The organism is Prevotella sp. LCP21S3_D2 (assembly GCF_052118345.1).
In the GTDB taxonomy this organism is placed as follows: domain Bacteria; phylum Bacteroidota; class Bacteroidia; order Bacteroidales; family Bacteroidaceae; genus Prevotella.
Map to the genome: position 1 here is coordinate 82,802 of NZ_JBQKHJ010000008.1, position 18,795 is coordinate 101,596.

Here is an 18,795-nt window from a genome sequence, read left to right on the forward strand (position 1 = left end):
GGAATTACGCAGCTCTGCCGCTCGGGAGTGGCAATCATCACTGCGTTCTTTCTCGATTTCGGGTGCAAAGGTACGGAGTTTTAAAAAATCTTGCAATACCTAAAAATCGGTAAACAGTGGCATCCCCATTTCTAGGTATTGCGAGTTTCAAAACTTTTTAGTATATTTGCAGCCGAAATAGAAACATTATGAATGTTCTTGATACAAGGATGTTTTCATTTAAGGATAAAAGAAGATGAAAAATCAGAAGATGTATGAAGCTGACGACAAGATGATCAGCATCATTAGAGACAATTACAATATCTTGCAGAGCCTCGGTAGCTTCGGCATCAACCTGGGCTTTGGCGACAAGACTGTGCGTGAAGTTTGCGACGAGCAGAAGGTGGATACCTATACTTTCCTGTCCGTGGTAAACCTGACGATTAATGGTTACAAGGAGTATGACAATGCCGACCGCCTGTCGCTGCCGACCCTCTTGCATTATCTCAAAGCATCGCATGCCTATTACATAGATTTCCAGTTGCCGTTGATCCGTAAGGAACTGGTTGAAGCGCTGGATGAAAAGGATAATCTGGCACGCCTTATCCTCAAGCTTTATGATGATTATGCCCATAGCATCACCAATCACATGAAGTATGAGGAAAAGATGGTATTTCCTTATGTTCAGACACTTATCGATGGTAATGCCAGTGCGAACTTCGATATAGAGACCTTCTCGAAGCATCATGCTCAGGTGGACTTAAAGTTGAAGGAGTTGAAGAGCATCATCATCAAGTATCTGCCTTCGGATGGACTGCATAACAACCAGCTGAGTGCTACCCTCTATGATATATATAACAATGAGGTATGGTTGAAGCATCACTCTGAGGTGGAGGAAGAAATCTTTATTCCTGCCGTGAGAAATGCTGAACTTAAATTGAAGCAGAATGATGTGAGTGCAAAGATTTCGAACATGATTAACCAGACACCGATGAGCGATGAACAGTTGAGCGATCGTGAGAAAGATGTGATTGTAGCCTTGGTTCAGGGTATGACCAATAAGGAGATTGCGGATCATCTTTTTATATCTATCAACACGGTAATCACTCACCGCAGAAATATCGCCCGAAAGCTTCAGATTCATTCTCCTGCAGGCTTGACAATTTATGCCATCGTGAACAATCTGGTTGACATTTCTACTGTGAAACTCTAGTTTTTCCTTAGGAACAGTCATCATTGAAATGTTATTTTTTATAAAATGATAGTGCCTTCCCCACAAGCTGTGAGGAAGGCACTATCATTATATTTAGGTATGTGAAATCTTGTCGTCACCATTTAAGAGGATAATTTTGCTCGTTTAGATTTTGTTGATGTCCACATATCCATGCATCACGGCATAGATAGTGAGTGAAGAAACGTTTTTAATTCCTAATTTTTCCTGGATATTCTTGCGATGAGTAATCACGGTAGTGAGTCCGATACATAGTTGATCGGCAATTTCTTTGTTGATTTTGCCTTGTGCTATCAGGGACAGAACTTCGATTTCTCTATCAGTCAACACTTTTTCTTTTGGAGATGAGTCGCCCATCATCGGAATATGTTCACCATGGGGGTGACCTGAATGTTGCAGACTCATCAGTTCCTTGATCAGTTGCGTTTCTGGTACGTTGGTACAGATACAGTGGAAACCTTGCAGTTGCGAGTTGGGATCGAAACTGGGAGTCAGTACGATGGTATGATGGCGATGCTTTTCGTCAATGAAGAAGTAGCGATGCGCCAATACGATAGGCATTGCTACAAAATAGTGCATGAATCGCTCGGGTACACTCGATTCAAATTCACCGAATGTACCGAAGGTTTTGATTCTTACCATCGGAATAGCGCTTTCCAGCAGACTTTTCAGTCCCAATGCTGCCAGCGTATTATTATCTACAATGGCTAGTTCGGGCATTGATTTCCCTGCCATTGCTTTCATCATTTCTTCATTCATTATATCTTCTTTTTTATATATTTATAGGAAAGGGGTCAGGAAGGTGGCTGCAAACCATCCCTTGAATCTCTGCCACCCCGTGCGCCATTCTCTCCAGTTCTTTTCGTTGAGCAGGAAACTGTCTTTCTTCTCTCCATCGAAGAGCTTTACCAGCTGGTCTGTAGTGTAAGGGTCTACAATTACAGCATTCTCTTCGTAATCCCATCTAAGGCTTCTGGCATTGAGATTGGCGCTGCCCACCGTACAGAACTTTCCATCTACCATGATAATCTTGGTATGATGGAAGCCTGGTGTGTACATCCATACATGGCAACCAGCCTTCATCAGCTTATGGGCATTATAGAAACCGCAATCTGGAGTCAATGGAATATCGCTCTTGGTAGAGAGCATGATTTCTACCTTTACGCCTCTTTTTACTGCATTCTTCAGTGCTTTCTTCAGTTTGTGGCTTAGGGTGAAGTAAGGACTGATGAGCTTGATGCTGTCCTGTGCGTCGTTGATGGCGTTCACATAGAAATAACGGATGATATCCTTGGTGATATGGGGCTCACGGTTAATGATGCCTACCGTTTTATGATAGGCGGTAGCAGTGGTGTCGGGTTTGAGATTCTCTGCCAGATAATCTTTTTTCTCCTTGCGGTAATACTCTTCGCCGTCAATATGCTGACCGCTAACCTTGTTCCACATCTTGAGGAATATCTTTTGCAGGGTATTCACCTCGCTACCATCAATGCGGCAGTGCATGTCATGCCATTCGCCTACTACTTCTGTCCCATTGATATAATAGTCGGCAACGTTCATACCTCCTGTATATGCAATCTGTCCATCAATGACCACGATTTTACGGTGATCACGGTTGAAGATGGCATGTACCCATGGAAACTTAACCGGCTTGTATTCATATATTTCAATGCCATTGGCACGTATTCTCTTGAGATGCCGTTTGCGCAATGGCTTGTTGTTGGATGAGTTTCCGAATCCGTCATACAAGGCTCTTACCTTTACACCCTCCTTTGCCTTCTCAGCCAGGAGGTCGAAGAGTAGGGAGGCGATGCTGTCGTTGCGGAAGTTGAAGTATTCCAGATGAATGCTGTGTTTGGCTTGACGGATTGCCTGAAACATATCATCAAATTTCTCCTGTCCGCTCATCAGGAGCGTAACAGAATTATCGTGAGAAAAACTCACACCTTTCCCACGAAGCTGATTAACTATCAATGAATCGCTTGTCTGTGCGCTGCACAGCGAACAGACAAGCATCAGTGTTATCGTTGTTATTATCTCTCTGAGTCTCATGTCAACTCCTAATAATCTATTTGCTATAAATTATTAATTATAAATTATTAATTAAAATCACACCATGCAGGCATAGTGATCAACGATGCCTTTCAAATGATTATCCTTATCTACTACGAGTACTGTATGTACCTTGTACTTATGCATAATGCGCTGAATTTCCGAAATCTTGGTCTTCGGAGTCACCATCTTAGGAGTGGTGGTCATGATGTCGTTCACCGTCTTGTTGAAGAACTCAGCCTGCCATTTCTCCATGGCACGGCGGATATCGCCATCAGTAATCAATCCGATGACACGATTGTCTTCATCAAGCGAGATTCCCAATCCCAGTTTGCCCTTGCTGACGTGGATGATAGCCTCGCCCAGGTGCATCTCCTTAGGGATGATTGGCATATCGTCGCTGCGCATCACATCTTCTGCGGTAGTCAGGAGGCGCTTACCTAATTCGCCACCAGGATGGAACTGTGCAAAGTCGCGCGGCTTGAAGTGGCGTACCTGCATCAGTGCTATTGCCAAGGCATCTCCCATCGCCAAAGCCGCAGTGGTACTGCTGGTTGGAGCAAGGTTCAGCGGACAAGCTTCCTTCTTTACCTTTACTGTGATATGGTGATTGGAATATTTCGCCAACAGGGAATTGGGATTTCCCGTAATCGAAATAATAGGCACATTCATGTGGAGTACCATTGGAATGAAGCGAAGCAACTCATCGGTCTGGCCACTGTTGCTCAGTGCCAGAACTACGTCTTTATCTGTCATTACGCCTAAATCACCGTGATATACATCCAGAGGATTGATATAGAAAGCAGGTGTACCTGTTGATGCCAGAGTAGCTGCAATCTTGGCACCTATGTGTCCACTTTTGCCTACACCGGTTACGATAATCTTTCCTTCGCAATGATACATCATATCTACTGCCTTCTCAAAATTACTATCCATATAGGAAATTTGATCGAGTATGGCTTGAGCTTCGTCACGAAGGGCTTGCTCTCCATACGAGCGGACTGTCATGTAGTCAATATCGTTTATCTTGTGATTCATTATTTTCTAAAATAAATGTTCTTTATTGAATGGAACTAATATATTAGACAAGCAAACTAATATACTTAGACAAGTTAATTAATATACTTAGACAAGTAAACTAATATACTTAGACAAGTAAACTAATATACTTGGACAAGTTAATTAATATACTTAGACAAGTAAACTAATATACTTAGACAAGTAAACTAATATACTTAGACAAGTTAATTAATATACTTTGTTAAGCGAGCAAATCAGCTATGAGAGCCTCCAGCTTGTCTAATTCCAGCATATTGGCAGCGTCACTTTTTCCCTGATCAGGGTCTGGGTGTACCTCAAAGAAGTAACCGGTTGCGCCGAATGCCTTTGCTGCCATGGCCATGGCTGGTACGAACTTGCGGTCGCCCACGGTTTTGCCATCGCCAGCGCTTGGTCGCTGCACACTGTGAGTGCAGTCCATGATGACATTAGGAACAATCTCCTTCATATCAGGGATATTACGGAAATCAACCACGAGATTGTTGTAGCCGAAGCAGTTGCCGCGCTCGGTGAGCCATACTTCCTTGGCACCGCTGTCCAAGGCTTTTTCTACAGGATATTTCATATCTCTTCCGCTCAGGAACTGTGCCTTCTTGATGTTGACAATCTTACCCGTTTTAGCAGCTGAAACCAAAAGATCGGTCTGTCGGCAGAGGAAGGCTGGTATCTGGAGAATATCGCATACTTTGCCTACAGCCTCAGCCTGATAACTTTCATGAATATCTGTGGTGATGCGAAGTCCATACTTTGACTTGATATCGCTGAGCATCTGTAGACCCTTTTCCATACCAGGACCACGGAAAGAGTGGATGCTGGTTCGGTTTGCCTTGTCAAATGATGCTTTGAATATAATATCGGTTCCTAACTTCTGGTTGATGCGAACGAGTTCCTGAGCTACTGTGTCCAGTAGTTCCATCGACTCGATGACGCATGGTCCTGCTATGAATGTTGCCATAATTATACATGTTTTATTGTTATTGACTGCAAAGTTATTAAAAAAAGAAGAGAAAAGCAAAGATTCATGAACCTTTTTTGAGATATTATCTTTTGGGGCGTATCTTTTTCAATTTATTATGATGATATTTCAATGAAATTCTGTAAATTTGCAGTGTCTTAGACGTTACTTGGATGAATGTTCTAAGGAAGAAATAGTATTGATTAATAGAATAGTCGAAGATGAAACTGATAGCAGATAGTGGTAGTACCAAGACCGATTGGGCATTGATAAGTGACCAGGGGGATGTGTTGATGACTTGTAATACTCAAGGCATCAATCCGATTCATCAGAGTGATGCTGATATATTGCAGATTCTCTGTGATAAACTAGTGTTGAACGAGCAGCCTCAGGAAGTGTTCTTTTATGGCAGTGGTGTAACTGAGGCGATGAAACCTCGTATGCAGTCCTTGTTGCAGCAGTCTTTCCCGGAAGCTAGGGTAGAAGTGGAAGGTGATATGTTGGGTGCTGCTCGTGCTCTGTTTGGTGATAAACCGGGTATTGCCTGTATCTTGGGTACAGGTGCCAACAGTTGTCTTTATGATGGAAAGAACATCGTTATGAATACTCCGCCGCTGGGTTACATCCTGGGGGATGAGGGTAGTGGAGCTGTATTGGGTAAGCTGTTTCTGAATGGTATCTTCAAGGGAACACTTCCTGCTTCTCTCAAGGAGAAATATCTGGCATGGTCAGGACTTGATTACCCTACTATTATTAATAAGGTATATAAAGAGCCTTTAGCCAATCGCTTTCTGGCTTCTATCTGTCCTTTCATTTCCCAGCAGATAGCCGAGGGAGAGAAACATGAAAACGGTAGCGATGAGCTGAACGAAGCCATGGCGCTCTACCGGATGATATTAAGTAGCTTTGACTTGTTTTACCGTAACAATCTAGTTCCTTATATTGATTATGTGAAGGCCAGCGTTGAGGACATCAGCAGATTGACGTCGGGAGTGAAAGCTTGGGATGCTTCTTTGGGCGAAAATCAGGAAGTAGGGTTTGTGGGAAGCATTGCCCACTATTTCGAATCGCCTCTCAGAAACGTGATGGAAGATGAACATCACCTGAAGATTGCTCTCATATTAAGAGCCCCAATGAAGGGGCTGATTGCCTTTCATTCTCTTCGGAAAGGGTAAAAGAATGGCTGTGAAGAAAAAGCTGGTGACGGGTGCTGCCATCAACTCGGGTAAGAACGCCTACGACTGGAGTAAGTACAAGAGTATCTATGATACCAATGGCGATTTGCTTGATACCGACTGGGTAGATTCCCAAGTATGACCATCTTCAACCGTGCCAGTGCATCAGTCAGCAATGCCAATATGTTGGAGGGTATTCAGGAGGCTGTGAAGGTAGCCGCTTGGCCTGTTAAATAAAGAAAGTTATGTGAAGTTTTTGGATTTAGCATAAGTGTTACGGCGCATGCCAGAGTGTTATTTTCTGGTGTACGCCCTTTTTGTGTACCAATTTCTTTTCCAAAAAAGACAAAAATATGCCCTTGTATCATTCTGTACGTATCTGTTTAACAAATTACTACATAGGTGTAGCCGTTTTTTCTTTATCTTTGCACCATAACTACATAGAACTATAACAATTTATATAATTAACATGAGAAAGATAGTTATGATTTTGGCGGCAGCTGCCCAGTTTGCATGGGCTAGTGCACAAGTGGCACCTGCTGATAGACGTATGACGAAGATGGGACTTACTGCAGCCCAGTTGGCGCATTATATGGCGCCAGGCGTCAACCTTGGTAATACGATGGAAGCTTGCGATTGGAATGATATCTTTACCAACAACGCCGGCTTGAAGTCGGAGACTTCATGGCAGAATGACAAGACAACTGAAAGTTATATCCAGAGCTTGAAGAAGCAGGGATTTAACAGCCTTCGCATTCCCACCTCTTGGGTGGCTGGTCATATTGTAGACAAGGAGAAGATGACGATAGACCCTGCTTGGATGCTTCGTATCAAGGAGATTGTGAATTACGGTCTCAATGCCGGACTCTGTGTCATCATCAACGAACATTGGGATGGTGGTTGGATGGAGCATGATGCTTTTACCAATCAGACGAATGTTTCAGAACATAAGGAGATGTATCGCAAATTGTGGGTCAATATTGCCAAACAGTTTAAGGACTATGATCAGCGCCTACTCTTTGCGGCATTGAATGAACCTGGAGTAGGTGGAGCAAGTCCGCAGGCAAAGGGAGAAATGCTGGCTCCCGACAGCAAGGAGTTTGCCGACAGACTCCTGGAATATGAGCAGGTGTTCCTGGATGCCGTTCGTTCTACCGGTGGCAAGAATGCCAAACGTGTACTCATCATGCAGAGTCCGAAGACGGAGATAGATCTGGCTGAGAAGGATACCTATGATATTGCCCGTCTCAAGGATTCGGCAAAGAACCGGTTGATGGCAGAGGTACATTTCTATGATCCATATATCTTCACCCTGATGGACAAGGATGCCGATTGGGGCAAGGTGGCACTCTACTGGAAGGGACATGCGCCTGCTGACGATCAGGGACGCACCGTCAACACCATCTCGTATAACAATAAGAATGTGGATGCCTATCAGCATATTACCAACCTGGTGATGAAGATGAAGAAGAAGTTCGTGGACAAGGGTTATCCTGTTGTCATCGGTGAATATGGTGCCAACCGCAAGGATGCTTCTCTCTATGGGGGTAATCAGAAACTGCATGATGAAAGTATGATGGCATGGTACAGTTCCGTTACTGCCGAGATGCTGAAGGCTGGTCTCATTCCCTACGTTTGGGACATCAACGTGCAGCCTCTTCCTCACATGACGCTCTTCAACCGTGCCAAGGAAGTAGTTTCCGATTCTTATATATTTAAAGGTGTAATGGATGGAGCTGAGATAGGTATGGAAACCTATCACAAAATCTATCCTAAACCATGATATCCGGGGCTCTCAGAGCCTCGGATTGGCAGGGGGAAAGCAACTAAAAACTTACCTGATGAAACATTGGTAAAAAAGTATCAGCATCTGCAATGATAGTATCATGCTTTTTGCCGGAAATGTCCTATCTTTGCATCAGATAACAATTAACAATAATATTATAAACCTATTTAATTTTTAAGCTTATGAAAAAGTTTTTTACTTTAGTATTCGGCGTATTGTTCGCTATGTGTGCTAATGCTGCTACTCTTGAAATTGGAGAACCTAGCAACAATGTGAAGGATGGTGATAATGTGTGGTATGATGCTGCAACAAAGACCATCACATTCTTTGAGAACTGGAGCTATCGTCCTGGTTGGTGGTTGGGTTCTAAGGATTGCTCTGCTTATGATGATTTCGTTCTGGAAATTGAGAATCCTGATAAAGTAACCGTTCAGGTAGTAGTAGAATATGATGCTAAGGATGAAGCTGGTAAGGAAATTTGTTCAACAGCTCAGGGTAGTGATGGTCAGGTTACCGTTCCTCTGAATGCAGATTATAAGAATGTTGTCCGTCAGATTTATTTGCAGTGTGCTGATGGCGCTCCTAAGTCTGTAACTTTTAAGAGTGCTTATTTCCAGAATGCAGTAGAGCAGTCTGAGGTAGAATTGACTTTGGTAGAAGGTCATACTATTTTGGCTACAGAGTTTGACAAGTATGCTGATGATACAAAGATTAAGCTTAGCTTCGAAAATCAGACTGATCCTTATGAGTCTCGCAAAGGTTGGGGAATTGGTGGATTTGCTAATTCTGACAATTGGACTCCAACATACAGTATCAGTGCAGGTGATGGTAAGGCATTTGATGTGATGGTAACAGTAGGTGATTTCAAGAAGGCTGCCAAGAACGGTACTGATTCTTATGTAGATGGTCAGTATCACAAGGCAGGTGTCACCTTCAATATCTATAACCAGTGTAAGTTAGTGGGTGTCTATATTCTTCTTGAGAAGGATCCTTCTACCGGCATTTCCAACGTTACGATCCTTACTCCTGCTAAGTCTACAAAGATATATAATCTTGCTGGTCAGCAGGTTGACGCTTCTTATAAGGGCGTTGTTATTAAGAATGGAAACAAGTTTGTTCAGTAATAGGGAGTGTTTTTATTTACTCTTAGTTTTATAATTGGTTTAAGTACAAGGGGCTAGGTTGCGTGAGGCAATCTGGCCCTTTTAATTGCGTCCCGACGTAGCGCTTCTTACGTCCCGATGTAGGAAAACCTACGTCCTCGACGTAGTAACTGCTGCGTCGGGACGCATTTTCAGACCCATCGTGAGGAAAAAATAAACGCAGGCAAATCCACTTTGCCTGCGTTTGTTTTTCAGTTGTTTTACGTCTTAATGTTCCAGATACAAGCCGTTCAGCTTTTCCCGGAACACACTCACTTCATCGTTTACCAACTCCATGAAACCATGGGTCTTACTATTGGAAACTCCAGGATAAGGAGTGTAGTAATGCTCATTGATAGGTTCTCCTGCGTTTCTGCCGAACATCAGGTAAGCGATATGATGCTGTTTAAGTTCCGGCAGGAGTATAACAGCGAAGAGGCTGGAATCACCGATGGATTCGATGCCCGTTGTCATACCAAACGCATTGTTGTGCTCTTGTGCAAAAGGCAAAGCCTGAGCCACGATGTCCTTGATACTCTTCTGATATAGGGGGAGATTAATGGCATCCTTAGACTGGAGATAAGTGATGTTGATGACATCAATATTGTGGTCTGGATAACGTTCCATCAGTTTCTTGCCTGGCTGGTAGGTCTCCGAATAACCGTAAACCACATTCGTTACTTCCTCATCTGATAAGCAGTCCTGTATCTTCTGATAAAGCTTACTGTAATCTTCCGCACTCAACTGACAGTACCATGCTTTGCCGTCTATCGGAAGGAGATTGAGAATCACCGGAGCCTTGATGCCGTAACCATCTTTCAAGGTATCAAGATATTTTGCCACTTGCTGGGTGTATTCTTCCAGTTTGTCTTCATCTCCGTTGTAGTTTGGCATCGTCCAGTTCATGATGAGCAAGCCTCCCTTGCGGAAGTGATTGAGCACATCTTCCCGGATTGCCTTGAATGGAACTCCGTCTGCATTATGCTGCTTTCCGCTTTCGATGCCGCCCAGTTCATAACCGTTGGCTGCTGGTCGGTAACCGCAGAGTGCCTTCATGTCGCAGCGGTCGCTATCGCATTCCCATCTGTTCCAACCCATTCCGCTTAGGGTGCCGTACATCTGTCCGATGAGGGTTCCCTTGTTGGCGAAAGCCTTGAGGTTGGTTTTCAGATTCTCTGTGCGGGTAGTAAGACCGCTCATGGCAATCTCATCATACGATTTCTTTTTCTTTTCACCGCAGGATGAGAGAGCCATGAGTGCTGCAAAAATCAATAATAAATATTTGATTCTCATCTTCTTTTTTTATTCGTTATAAGCCTTCTTCATGGCTTCTACCACGGTAGGCAAGGTCCACTGTGGCACACTTCTGTCTGTTCCGTCGAAGATGCTCATCCAGTAGAAGGTGGCTACTCCGTAAGCCTTTGCCTGCTTCACGATGTCAGCAGCCTGGTCGGCAGCAGCCTGAATCTCGCTGGCAGAACTGTTCTTGCTGACGCTCTTGCTTCCATGAGTACCGTATTCACCGATGATGCAAGGAATGCCCTTGCTGATGAACTTTCTGTTCAGACGGGTGAACATATCAGCGATTTCCTTGCTGCAGGAAGCATCCCACTTGCCTTTGGCAAACCAGTCCCAAGGTGAGTAGGTGTGAACTTCTACTGCGATATGGCCATCCACCTTGTCGGTAGGGATGGCGAGGTTGTTCAATACGTCGTCACCATTAGCTGCAGCATAGGTATTGATGATGAGGTTGCGGGTCTCGTTGTTGCCACCGGTAGCACGTACTGCATTCACGAAACTCTGGGCATATCCGTTCAAACCCTTATAGCTGCTTGCGCTCTTTGGTGCATTCCAGGTGTTGTCGGCATCAAGCATCTCGTTGTAACCTTCGAACATCAGGTGCTGGTCGTAGTTCTTGAAACGGGTGGCAATCTGAGTCCAGAGATATTCAAACTTCTCCTTGTTCTCGTTATAGTTGGCTTCATCAGCCTTGATCCAGTGCTTCACATCCTCATCGTCTGCACCTGTATCATGGTGAACATTCAGGATGCAGTACATTCCGTTATCAATGACGTAATCTACGATTTCCTGTATTCTGTTCATCCAGGCTTCATCCACGGTTCCGTCTTCCTTCATGTGCTGGAACCAGGTAACTGGGATGCGGACAGAATTAAAACCGTTCTTCTTCAGAAAATCTACCATCGGTTTGGTGGTAGGAACCTGTCCCCAAGCTTTCTCGAAATCAGTAACCGAGTTGCTGTTCATGTTCATCCACATGGCAACCACATCTGTGCAGTTGCCGAAATTGGTACCGATGCCCATGTTCTTCACAGCATCTACTGCGCTTTCCTCTACGTAGTTGGCATTCAGGTTTACCTGGTCACGGGTAATCACGTTCTTGCTGCTCAATGCTGCCTTCCACCAGTCGTTGGATGGCATGCTGCTTCCATACCAAGGCATGAAGAAGCTCCATTTTGCATCGGCGTTCCATGCCTCATCGATGCCGGCGGTAGCTGTGTTGCTGTTGGCATCAGTACCACATTCTGCCAGGGCTACGAGCTTGCCAGGATAGCGTGCCTGAATCTCCTTGAACTCCTGAGCCTGCTTGGCAGCATCATAACCATAGAGATCTCGACCGATGATATCTACATACTTATTGCCTGGATACCAGTCGGCATCATTGTCATAGGTATTGGCATCGCCATTGTAATTCTGTGTGGTCCAAGTCCAAATCAGGTTGTGGATTCCCTTGCTCTGGAAGTAGTCGAACATGGTCTGCCAAAGTTTCTTGTAGGTTTCAGCACCATCATATCCCCACCAGAACCAGGACTTGCCCCAGCTGGCTCCTGATTTCAGACAGGCATTGCCGGCTGCCTCATGGAAAGGACGCCAAATGGCAACAACGCCTGCATCCTGCAACTTCTGTAAGACTTCTACCACCTTATCCATTTCCTGATAGAACCATTTGTTCTCCCAAGTGCCTGCCGTCAATGCGTTGGCAGCCTTGAAGGTGGTTTCGGATGGGGTGCAGGTCACGCCACTGCCATCTGTTCCCGGAACTGTGCTTTCAGTCTTAGGCACGTTGAAGTGCCACATCAGCGATACCAGTCCGCCCTGATCTGCCCAGTTGGTGACAGGAGTGATGTCGTTATAGTTGATCCATCCGTTGGAACCCTGCTTAGGAACATAGATATGGATGAAGTCATAGCAGTTCATGGCAGGATATTTGCCTGTTGCCTTATAGATCTTGTCTGCTTCCTGGGTGTTCCAGTTGACGTTGGCGATGACCGAAGAGATGGTCTTGCTGCCATAATTCAGCTGCAGATATTTGTAGAGACGCTTGGTCTTTTCTGTAGCAGCGGGGTCAGCGAGATTTACATCTTTCACTTCGCTTTCGTGATAGATAGAGAAGACAACATTGTTAATCTTGTTGATGTCGTAGGTTTCGAAAGCACCGAAGTCTTCCAGGCCTTTCAGATAAATTTCCAGTTGGTTGTTGGCATTATGCTTCATGCTGCTGATGGTATTGCTTTCGCCTGTCAGATTCCATTCAGCTTGCTTTCCTTCCGAATTGTTGATAGTAATCTTGTCACCATCAGTTTGTGCCAAGGCAGTGAATGAAATCATTACTGCCAGAAGTGAGAGTAATATCTTTTTCATTGTCTTGCTATTTTAATGGATTTGTTGTTTATTTTGATGATGTATACACCGTGGGTTAAACCATCAAGAGAAATGATGGTCTTGTCGCCTGCGATGACCGGAGAGAGATTTACTGCCTTTCCGTCGAGAGCAAAGGCACTCACCTGGTTGCGGGTGCCGTCTACGATGATGCGGTCACCTTCGAAGGCAAACTTGTTGTTCGTTTCTACTTGTTTGATACCGGTGGTTGTTCCATAGGTGAAGGTAGAAACCTTCCACAGTTCGTAACTGGCAGTAGTGGCAGTTGAAGTCACGGTCATCTTGTCATTTCCGAAGGTCACTTCCGGTAGAGTGCTCAGTGCAAACTCTATCCTGCTTCCATCGTTGAATGAAACAAACAGCGACTTGCCATCGGCAGCTTTGGCTGAGATGCAGCTCAGAGCTACCAGTAAGGATAATGCTATTTTCTTCATATCGGGTTAATGTTTTGGTTAAAATCAAAAATGTGGCGCAGTTAATTAACTACGCCACAAATTTACAAATTATATTTCACATAAATGCGTTTTTTATGTTAAATATTTCTATCTTATGGAAGGACAGCAATCTTGGTTACATTCTTCAGGTCGCCCTGGAGGATGAATGCAGTATCACTCCAACCGTCAGAGATGCTGTTCACAGCTTCCATCATGGCTGCATCGAATACCTTTACAATGCAGCTCTGATCACCATTCCAGTCGGCTACAGTATCAATACCGCCCCAGTTGGCGTTGTTGATCTGAACCTGACCGGTAGCTCCTGCTTCTTTATAGAAGAGCATCTTGGAACCTACCTTGACACCCAACTTGATGAGGTCTGCCTTCATGATACGGAAACGACCGGTGTCATCCCAAGTGAAGTTGTATGGATACTTGATGGCGCTGTTGTCCATGTTGGTTGTGATAGTAGCGATATCCTTTTCTGCAGGAACCACCTTGAACTCTGGACCTTCAATCTTGTTGCCGTCTGGGTCTTCCATCACGATCTTGTAGGTACCAACTTCTGCATTGGCAGGAACCTGGCATACAATCTCAGTATTGGTACGAGAGGTATAGCGGTTTACCTTGTAAGAACCGATATAGAGGTTCTGGATGTTCTGGAAGTTCTTGCCAGTGATGGTGATGGTTGAACCTGCTGTAGCTTCTCCAGGAGTGATAGAAGCGATAGCTGGATCGGTAGCTGCCTTGATGCTCAATGCATCCTTCACCTCTATGGTTGTACCATTCTTCAGGTTGAGCTTGAAGCCTGTACCGGCGCATGCTGCAGGAACTGTTACTGCTATGGCATTGGCATTCTGAGCTGCAAATTTCTCAACGGTCTGCTCTACATCGCCAGGGAAGGTGATGCTTGCTACGAGGTCGAGATTTGTACCCTTGATGATGGTCTTATCGCCAGCTGTGATAGCTGCTGGTGTGCAAGAAGCTACGGTTGGCTTCACCAAAGTATAGGCTACTGTTACAGTCTTGCCGTTGGCGAGACTCAATGTGATATCGCCTTCCTGTGCATCCTCAGGAACAGTGGCAGTTACCTTGGTTGTCTCTACCTTGTTGAGCTGAGATGCTGCTGCATTAGGGAATGCAATGCCTGTAATCAGATCCATATCCTTACCGGTGATGGTGAGTTCGGCACCATTCTTCACTGGGTTAGGTGTTGCAACGAGCTGGGTAGGAACCACGGTGATGATGTTGCCTACAGGAACCTCGATACCGCTCTTGGTTACTACATAGAAGGTACCGTCTGTAGCCTTGGCTGGAACAGCAACAGTAATCTCTGCTACGCTCTGTGACTTGAAGTCGGCAGCATTTACAGTAGCGCCCTCAAACTTCACGCTGACAATCTGGTCGAATGAAGTCCCCTTGATGCTGAGAATTTCGCCAGCCTTGATGTTGCGGTCCTTGATAGGAGTCGCCTCAGGAGTATTGATGGTCAACTCTTCCTTGGTCTCCAGAGAGGTACCATCCTTGATGGTATCTGTCAATGTGATGACACCTGTATGAGCCTCAGCCGGAATCTTCACCTGGATGGTATAGCGGTCGTGACCTACGAACTCTGCCTCCTTGATGGTATCGCTACCTGCGAAGATAACGCCGTGCATCAGGTTGAGGTAATCACCCTTGATGGTTACTACATCGCCTACATTACCTACCATAGTACCTTCGCTACCTACGAAGAACTTGGTGATTTCGATGTCCTCACGATAGGTGATAGGAGATACGGATGTAATCTCGCCGCCCTTCTTGGTCTTCAGTACAATCTGACCCGGCTCGCATTTCTCGGCAGGAACCTGGATGGAAATCTTGCTGTTGTAACCGCTTTGGAGAGTCTCGTATGCGGTGATAGGATCTGCACCTGGAAGGTTGACAGACTCAATCTGGTCCAGATTGGTACCATAGAGATATAAGGTACCGCCACGGAGCACTGGGCATGGACCGAATGACTGGAGAGAAATCTCGTTACCATACTGGTCGGTAGAGAGGTCATCTCCGTCGCTGCACGCTGTCAGCGATAGCCCTACGAGGGCTACCACCAACATGGCGAATATTTTGCTTATCTTTTTCATATCAATTCAGATTATAAGTTTATTTGTTTGGAACCACACGGATGTTGTCAATCTTGATGATTGGGTTACAGTCTACACCGGTAGGCAATACGCTGGCATCATTGTATGCACCCTTGACAACAAAGATGTTGAAGGCACTGAAGTCGTTCACACCTGTATAGCTCAATCCCTTGTTGCCATCGTAGTCATAGACGAAGTCTGCCAATGGAATGGTTACGGTTACCCACTTACCTTCGGTGTTATATGTCTTGTCGTCTGTATTCTGCCATGGCATGTAGAGGGCACGTGCCAACTTACCCTGCTCGCGGAAGAAGGTGTTGTTGGCTCCTGCCAATACGTTGCCATAGATATCCTGTACACCTGCACCACCATTGGAAACCTGGCTTACGCTACCAAAGTAAATCTGCATAGGTGCAGCCGACCAACCGTTGTCCTTAGGGATGCACATCTCAAACTTCAGGCTCATGTTCTTCCAATCGCTGAAGTCTGCAAGATCCTGCATACGTGGACGGCTGGAGTAGGTCTCTGGGTCCTGCCAGCTTCCTGGCCAGTACTCGAACGAGAAGTTACCGTCGTTCCAGCCTCCGTCTGCGCCCATGGCTGTCTCACCGAGTACCATGTAGTTGCCAGAAAGTGATGTGCCATCAGATGTAATGGTACGATTGTGCCAACCATTGTTGCCCAACACTTCTCCACCTTCCTTCCAAGGAGTATCGAAGTCGAAGAGCATACCGCGGTTGTCCATATAGCGGAAGCCAGCCTTGGTAGTACCGTTGATGGTTGTGATGGTAATAGGCTCGTGCTTAGGCATATCCTCTGGCATGTTGAAGCGGATGCTGTTCTGGGTGATCTTCAGGTCCTCGTAAGGAATGGTGTAGTTATCACCCACCTTGATAGTCAGATGACTGTTGTCGTAATCCAGGAAGTAGTCTCCCTTGATAGTTACTTCCTCGCCTGGAGCTGCCCACTCGTTGCTCATGCTGTGGATGGTTGGAGCTGGCACGATGGTCTTGAAATCGTATGCCACGGTGTCCTGCTTGCTGGTGATGAAGTAGATCTTATCACTTACCTCGTTAGGGATAGCCTTTGGCACGGTTACGATGATGGTGTTGTCCGTCATGTAACTGGTGTTCAGGACTGCTGACTGGTCGTTGAAGTTGATCTTGGTCACACTTCTCAGGTTTCTACCCACAATACAGATGGTATTGTTGAGGGATGCACCAGTAAGCAGTGAGTCCTTGCTGGCAGCATCCACAGGGCGAACATAATCGATGGTAGGAGTTCCGCCTGCAACTTCATACTTGTCTGGCTCGTCCTCGCAAGAAGTGAATCCTGCGCTGGCTGCAACAAGTGCCATGGCGAATAAAGCCCCATTTATATTCTTGATATTCATAATGAAATTCTCTTAATTGATTAATAACTATATGTGTTACGTACATCTACATGGATTGGAGTAGCATTGCTACCCAGGTTAGGGTTCAGGGCTACGTCCTCTGTAGGGAATGGCAAAGTAAAGCTGCTGGCTGTTACATTAGGTGCTGGGGTATTCTCATCATACTGCATTTCTGAGTTGTCCCATGTACCACTGTTGTAGTATGCCTTGTAAACTGCATCGCAGTTCCACATCGCATTGCGGTGCTGTGCCTTCAATTCCTTGATGCAGCTGTCTACATCATAGTATGCACGGCGTACGAAATCATACCAGCGGTCACCCTCACCTGCAAACTCCAGGCGGCGCTCCTTCCAGATGTCATCGAATGTAAGAGAGGTCTTTCTTACGAATCCCTGCCACTCGTATGCACGGCCACGAACCTTGTTGAAGCAATCCAGGGCAAGTGCATCGGTATTGTTACCCATCTGTACCTGTGCCTCTGCATAAATCAGATAGATGTCTGAAAGACGGAGGAGTGGAGTAGGGAGAGCATTAGACATACGGGTTGGAGTGATGCCCAGTTCTTCCTTGTGGTCATAGTTGTCACCATAGAGGTTCTTCACGTTGCTACCACCGCAAGGACCCTGGCACTGACCAGTTGCAGCTGCATTGTAACCCTTGTTATACCAGAAATCCAGGTAAGAGAATCCCTTCTTCAGACCGTCCTTCTGTGCATTGGCAGGAAGATCGTGGTCTCTCCAGAAGTAAGAATATACATCGCCTGGCATCATGATGGTTGCCTTACGACGGTGGTCTGGATCTACACGGCTTGCTGGATCATCCTTAGGAGATACACCGAAGGCTTCCATCAAATCAACCGATGGACCGCCCCAACCGCCCCAGCAGTCACCATTCTCATCGAAACCTTCTGGAGCCAAGTCGCTCTGGAGGGTGTTCTGAGAAGTCCACTGAGTACCTACTGTCCAGCGCCATGCAATCAGAATTTCGTCGCAGAACTGGTTAGAGCCACGGAAGATGTCCTCGTAGTGCTCCATCAGTCCTCTGCCTGAGTTCTCGATGACATCCTTGGCATATTCGGCTGCCTTCTTCAAATCGTCCCGATTCAAGGAGCCTGAAACACCAGCCTTGGTCAGATAAACCTTACTGAGCAGACCTTCTGCACAGTAGTAGTCGATGCGACCCGAAGTGCTCTTTTCCTTAGGAAGAAGCTCCATCGCCTTTTCCAGGGTCATGATGATATACTCATATACATCAGCCTTTTCTACCTTGCTCAACTGGTTGTAGTCACCCTTGCCAAGCGTCTCTGAGTTGCTGTGGATGATAGGCACATCACCGAAGGTACGTACCAGATAGAAGTATGCCATCGCCTTCCAGGCAAGACATTCGCCCATACACTGGTTCTTCACCTTCTCTGTGGTGTTGATTGCCTTCTGCAATGACTCGTAAACAGTGCTGCAGTGACCAATCTCTGCCCAGAGAGAGTAAGACATGTTTACCAGGTCCTCATCGGTACCATTGGTACTGAAGTTCATGTAAGGGCTTGAACCCCAATACATATTACCCGACATAACCTCACCAATCTTGATGAAACCACGCTGGAAATCATACCAAGGTGAGTTGGAGAGATAGTTTACGCCAGAGATGCAGGCTGCATCACCGTTGTAAAAGTTCTCTGTGTTGTAATTGTCCTCCACTGGCTTGTCAAGGAAGTCACTGCAAGAGGTCATTCCCATACCGAGGAGCATTACAAATGCTGTATATTTAATATTCTTAAATTTCATAACTGTT

At 45.6% G+C, this 18,795-nt stretch carries 15 protein-coding genes; 5 read left to right on the forward strand and 10 right to left on the reverse strand.

All coding sequences use genetic code 11. From position 1 onward, the window contains the following. Positions 1 to 235 precede the first annotated feature (235 nt). Positions 236 to 1,192, forward strand: coding sequence for a LuxR C-terminal-related transcriptional regulator (locus ACTQ16_RS07400; protein ID WP_294972030.1), 957 nt, complete (start codon positions 236 to 238; stop codon positions 1,190 to 1,192). Between the two features lie 144 nt (positions 1,193 to 1,336). Here ACTQ16_RS07400 and ACTQ16_RS07405 read toward each other — a convergent pair whose 3' ends face one another. The 4 genes from ACTQ16_RS07405 to kdsA all read right to left on the reverse strand — a co-directional run bounded on the left by ACTQ16_RS07405 (position 1,337) and on the right by kdsA (position 5,276). Further along, positions 1,337 to 1,969: a response regulator transcription factor gene (locus tag ACTQ16_RS07405; RefSeq protein WP_294972027.1), complete on the reverse strand. Its 633-nt coding sequence runs from the start codon at positions 1,967 to 1,969 to the stop codon at positions 1,337 to 1,339. 21 nt (positions 1,970 to 1,990) lie between these two features. Further along, positions 1,991 to 3,262 carry a cardiolipin synthase gene (gene cls, locus ACTQ16_RS07410; protein WP_441936798.1) on the reverse strand — a complete coding sequence of 424 codons (1,272 nt, stop codon included), beginning with the start codon at positions 3,260 to 3,262 and terminating at the stop codon, positions 1,991 to 1,993. Between the two features lie 57 nt (positions 3,263 to 3,319). Further along, entirely contained in the window at positions 3,320 to 4,300 is a 981-nt protein-coding gene (locus ACTQ16_RS07415; RefSeq protein ID WP_441936800.1) for a KpsF/GutQ family sugar-phosphate isomerase, read from the reverse strand. A gap of 223 nt (positions 4,301 to 4,523) precedes the next feature. Then, positions 4,524 to 5,276 (reverse strand): 3-deoxy-8-phosphooctulonate synthase, encoded by a 753-nt coding sequence (gene kdsA / locus ACTQ16_RS07420; protein ID WP_153125882.1) that lies wholly within the window; start codon positions 5,274 to 5,276, stop codon positions 4,524 to 4,526. A gap of 221 nt (positions 5,277 to 5,497) precedes the next feature. On the opposite strand from kdsA, the gene ACTQ16_RS07425 reads away from it, so the two are divergent. The 4 genes from ACTQ16_RS07425 to ACTQ16_RS07440 all read left to right on the forward strand — a co-directional run bounded on the left by ACTQ16_RS07425 (position 5,498) and on the right by ACTQ16_RS07440 (position 9,361). After that, positions 5,498 to 6,451 (forward strand): ATPase, encoded by a 954-nt coding sequence (locus tag ACTQ16_RS07425; RefSeq protein ID WP_217760370.1) that lies wholly within the window; start codon positions 5,498 to 5,500, stop codon positions 6,449 to 6,451. A gap of 4 nt (positions 6,452 to 6,455) precedes the next feature. Continuing rightward, on the forward strand, positions 6,456 to 6,593 hold the full coding sequence (locus tag ACTQ16_RS07430; protein ID WP_294972014.1) for a hypothetical protein: 138 nt from the start codon (positions 6,456 to 6,458) through the stop codon (positions 6,591 to 6,593). Between the two features lie 327 nt (positions 6,594 to 6,920). Next, the gene (locus ACTQ16_RS07435; RefSeq protein WP_441936801.1) at positions 6,921 to 8,234 is read left to right on the forward strand and encodes a glycoside hydrolase family 5 protein; all 1,314 of its coding nucleotides are present in this window, start codon (positions 6,921 to 6,923) and stop codon (positions 8,232 to 8,234) included. Between the two features lie 185 nt (positions 8,235 to 8,419). Next, on the forward strand, positions 8,420 to 9,361 hold the full coding sequence (locus tag ACTQ16_RS07440; RefSeq protein ID WP_441936803.1) for a hypothetical protein: 942 nt from the start codon (positions 8,420 to 8,422) through the stop codon (positions 9,359 to 9,361). A 246-nt stretch (positions 9,362 to 9,607) separates the two neighbouring features. On the opposite strand, the gene ACTQ16_RS07445 is transcribed toward ACTQ16_RS07440, so the two are convergent. The 6 genes from ACTQ16_RS07445 to ACTQ16_RS07470 all read right to left on the reverse strand — a co-directional run bounded on the left by ACTQ16_RS07445 (position 9,608) and on the right by ACTQ16_RS07470 (position 18,788). Further along, entirely contained in the window at positions 9,608 to 10,672 is a 1,065-nt protein-coding gene (locus tag ACTQ16_RS07445) for a hypothetical protein (RefSeq protein ID WP_441936804.1), read from the reverse strand. 9 nt (positions 10,673 to 10,681) lie between these two features. After that, on the reverse strand, positions 10,682 to 13,039 hold the full coding sequence (locus tag ACTQ16_RS07450) for a cellulase family glycosylhydrolase (protein ID WP_441936807.1): 2,358 nt from the start codon (positions 13,037 to 13,039) through the stop codon (positions 10,682 to 10,684). Then, complete coding sequence (locus ACTQ16_RS07455) at positions 13,036 to 13,491, reverse strand: T9SS type A sorting domain-containing protein (protein ID WP_441936809.1); 456 nt, start codon at positions 13,489 to 13,491, stop codon at positions 13,036 to 13,038. The genes ACTQ16_RS07450 and ACTQ16_RS07455 overlap by 4 nt, the downstream gene beginning before the upstream one ends. Positions 13,492 to 13,604: 113 nt before the next feature. Next, positions 13,605 to 15,614 (reverse strand): IPT/TIG domain-containing protein, encoded by a 2,010-nt coding sequence (locus ACTQ16_RS07460; RefSeq protein ID WP_441936810.1) that lies wholly within the window; start codon positions 15,612 to 15,614, stop codon positions 13,605 to 13,607. A gap of 19 nt (positions 15,615 to 15,633) precedes the next feature. After that, positions 15,634 to 17,007, reverse strand: a complete 1,374-nt coding sequence (locus ACTQ16_RS07465; protein ID WP_441936811.1) for a glycan-binding surface protein — start codon at positions 17,005 to 17,007, stop codon at positions 15,634 to 15,636. A gap of 20 nt (positions 17,008 to 17,027) precedes the next feature. Next, positions 17,028 to 18,788 carry a RagB/SusD family nutrient uptake outer membrane protein gene (locus ACTQ16_RS07470; RefSeq protein WP_441936813.1) on the reverse strand — a complete coding sequence of 587 codons (1,761 nt, stop codon included), beginning with the start codon at positions 18,786 to 18,788 and terminating at the stop codon, positions 17,028 to 17,030. Positions 18,789 to 18,795: the final 7 nt, after the last annotated feature.

What these genes read in the sequence shown, in the direction of transcription:
- ACTQ16_RS07400 (WP_294972030.1), top strand. Translation starts at nt 236, where the DNA reads ATGAAAAATCAGAAGATGTATGAAGCTGACGACAAGATGATCAGCATC.
- ACTQ16_RS07405 (WP_294972027.1), bottom strand. Translation starts at nt 1,969, where the DNA reads ATGAATGAAGAAATGATGAAAGCAATGGCAGGGAAATCAATGCCCGAA.
- cls (WP_441936798.1), bottom strand. Translation starts at nt 3,262, where the DNA reads ATGAGACTCAGAGAGATAATAACAACGATAACACTGATGCTTGTCTGT.
- ACTQ16_RS07415 (WP_441936800.1), bottom strand. Translation starts at nt 4,300, where the DNA reads ATGAATCACAAGATAAACGATATTGACTACATGACAGTCCGCTCGTAT.
- kdsA (WP_153125882.1), bottom strand. Translation starts at nt 5,276, where the DNA reads ATGGCAACATTCATAGCAGGACCATGCGTCATCGAGTCGATGGAACTA.
- ACTQ16_RS07425 (WP_217760370.1), top strand. Translation starts at nt 5,498, where the DNA reads ATGAAACTGATAGCAGATAGTGGTAGTACCAAGACCGATTGGGCATTG.
- ACTQ16_RS07430 (WP_294972014.1), top strand. Translation starts at nt 6,456, where the DNA reads ATGGCTGTGAAGAAAAAGCTGGTGACGGGTGCTGCCATCAACTCGGGT.
- ACTQ16_RS07435 (WP_441936801.1), top strand. Translation starts at nt 6,921, where the DNA reads ATGAGAAAGATAGTTATGATTTTGGCGGCAGCTGCCCAGTTTGCATGG.
- ACTQ16_RS07440 (WP_441936803.1), top strand. Translation starts at nt 8,420, where the DNA reads ATGAAAAAGTTTTTTACTTTAGTATTCGGCGTATTGTTCGCTATGTGT.
- ACTQ16_RS07445 (WP_441936804.1), bottom strand. Translation starts at nt 10,672, where the DNA reads ATGAGAATCAAATATTTATTATTGATTTTTGCAGCACTCATGGCTCTC.
- ACTQ16_RS07450 (WP_441936807.1), bottom strand. Translation starts at nt 13,039, where the DNA reads ATGAAAAAGATATTACTCTCACTTCTGGCAGTAATGATTTCATTCACT.
- ACTQ16_RS07455 (WP_441936809.1), bottom strand. Translation starts at nt 13,491, where the DNA reads ATGAAGAAAATAGCATTATCCTTACTGGTAGCTCTGAGCTGCATCTCA.
- ACTQ16_RS07460 (WP_441936810.1), bottom strand. Translation starts at nt 15,614, where the DNA reads ATGAAAAAGATAAGCAAAATATTCGCCATGTTGGTGGTAGCCCTCGTA.
- ACTQ16_RS07465 (WP_441936811.1), bottom strand. Translation starts at nt 17,007, where the DNA reads ATGAATATCAAGAATATAAATGGGGCTTTATTCGCCATGGCACTTGTT.
- ACTQ16_RS07470 (WP_441936813.1), bottom strand. Translation starts at nt 18,788, where the DNA reads ATGAAATTTAAGAATATTAAATATACAGCATTTGTAATGCTCCTCGGT.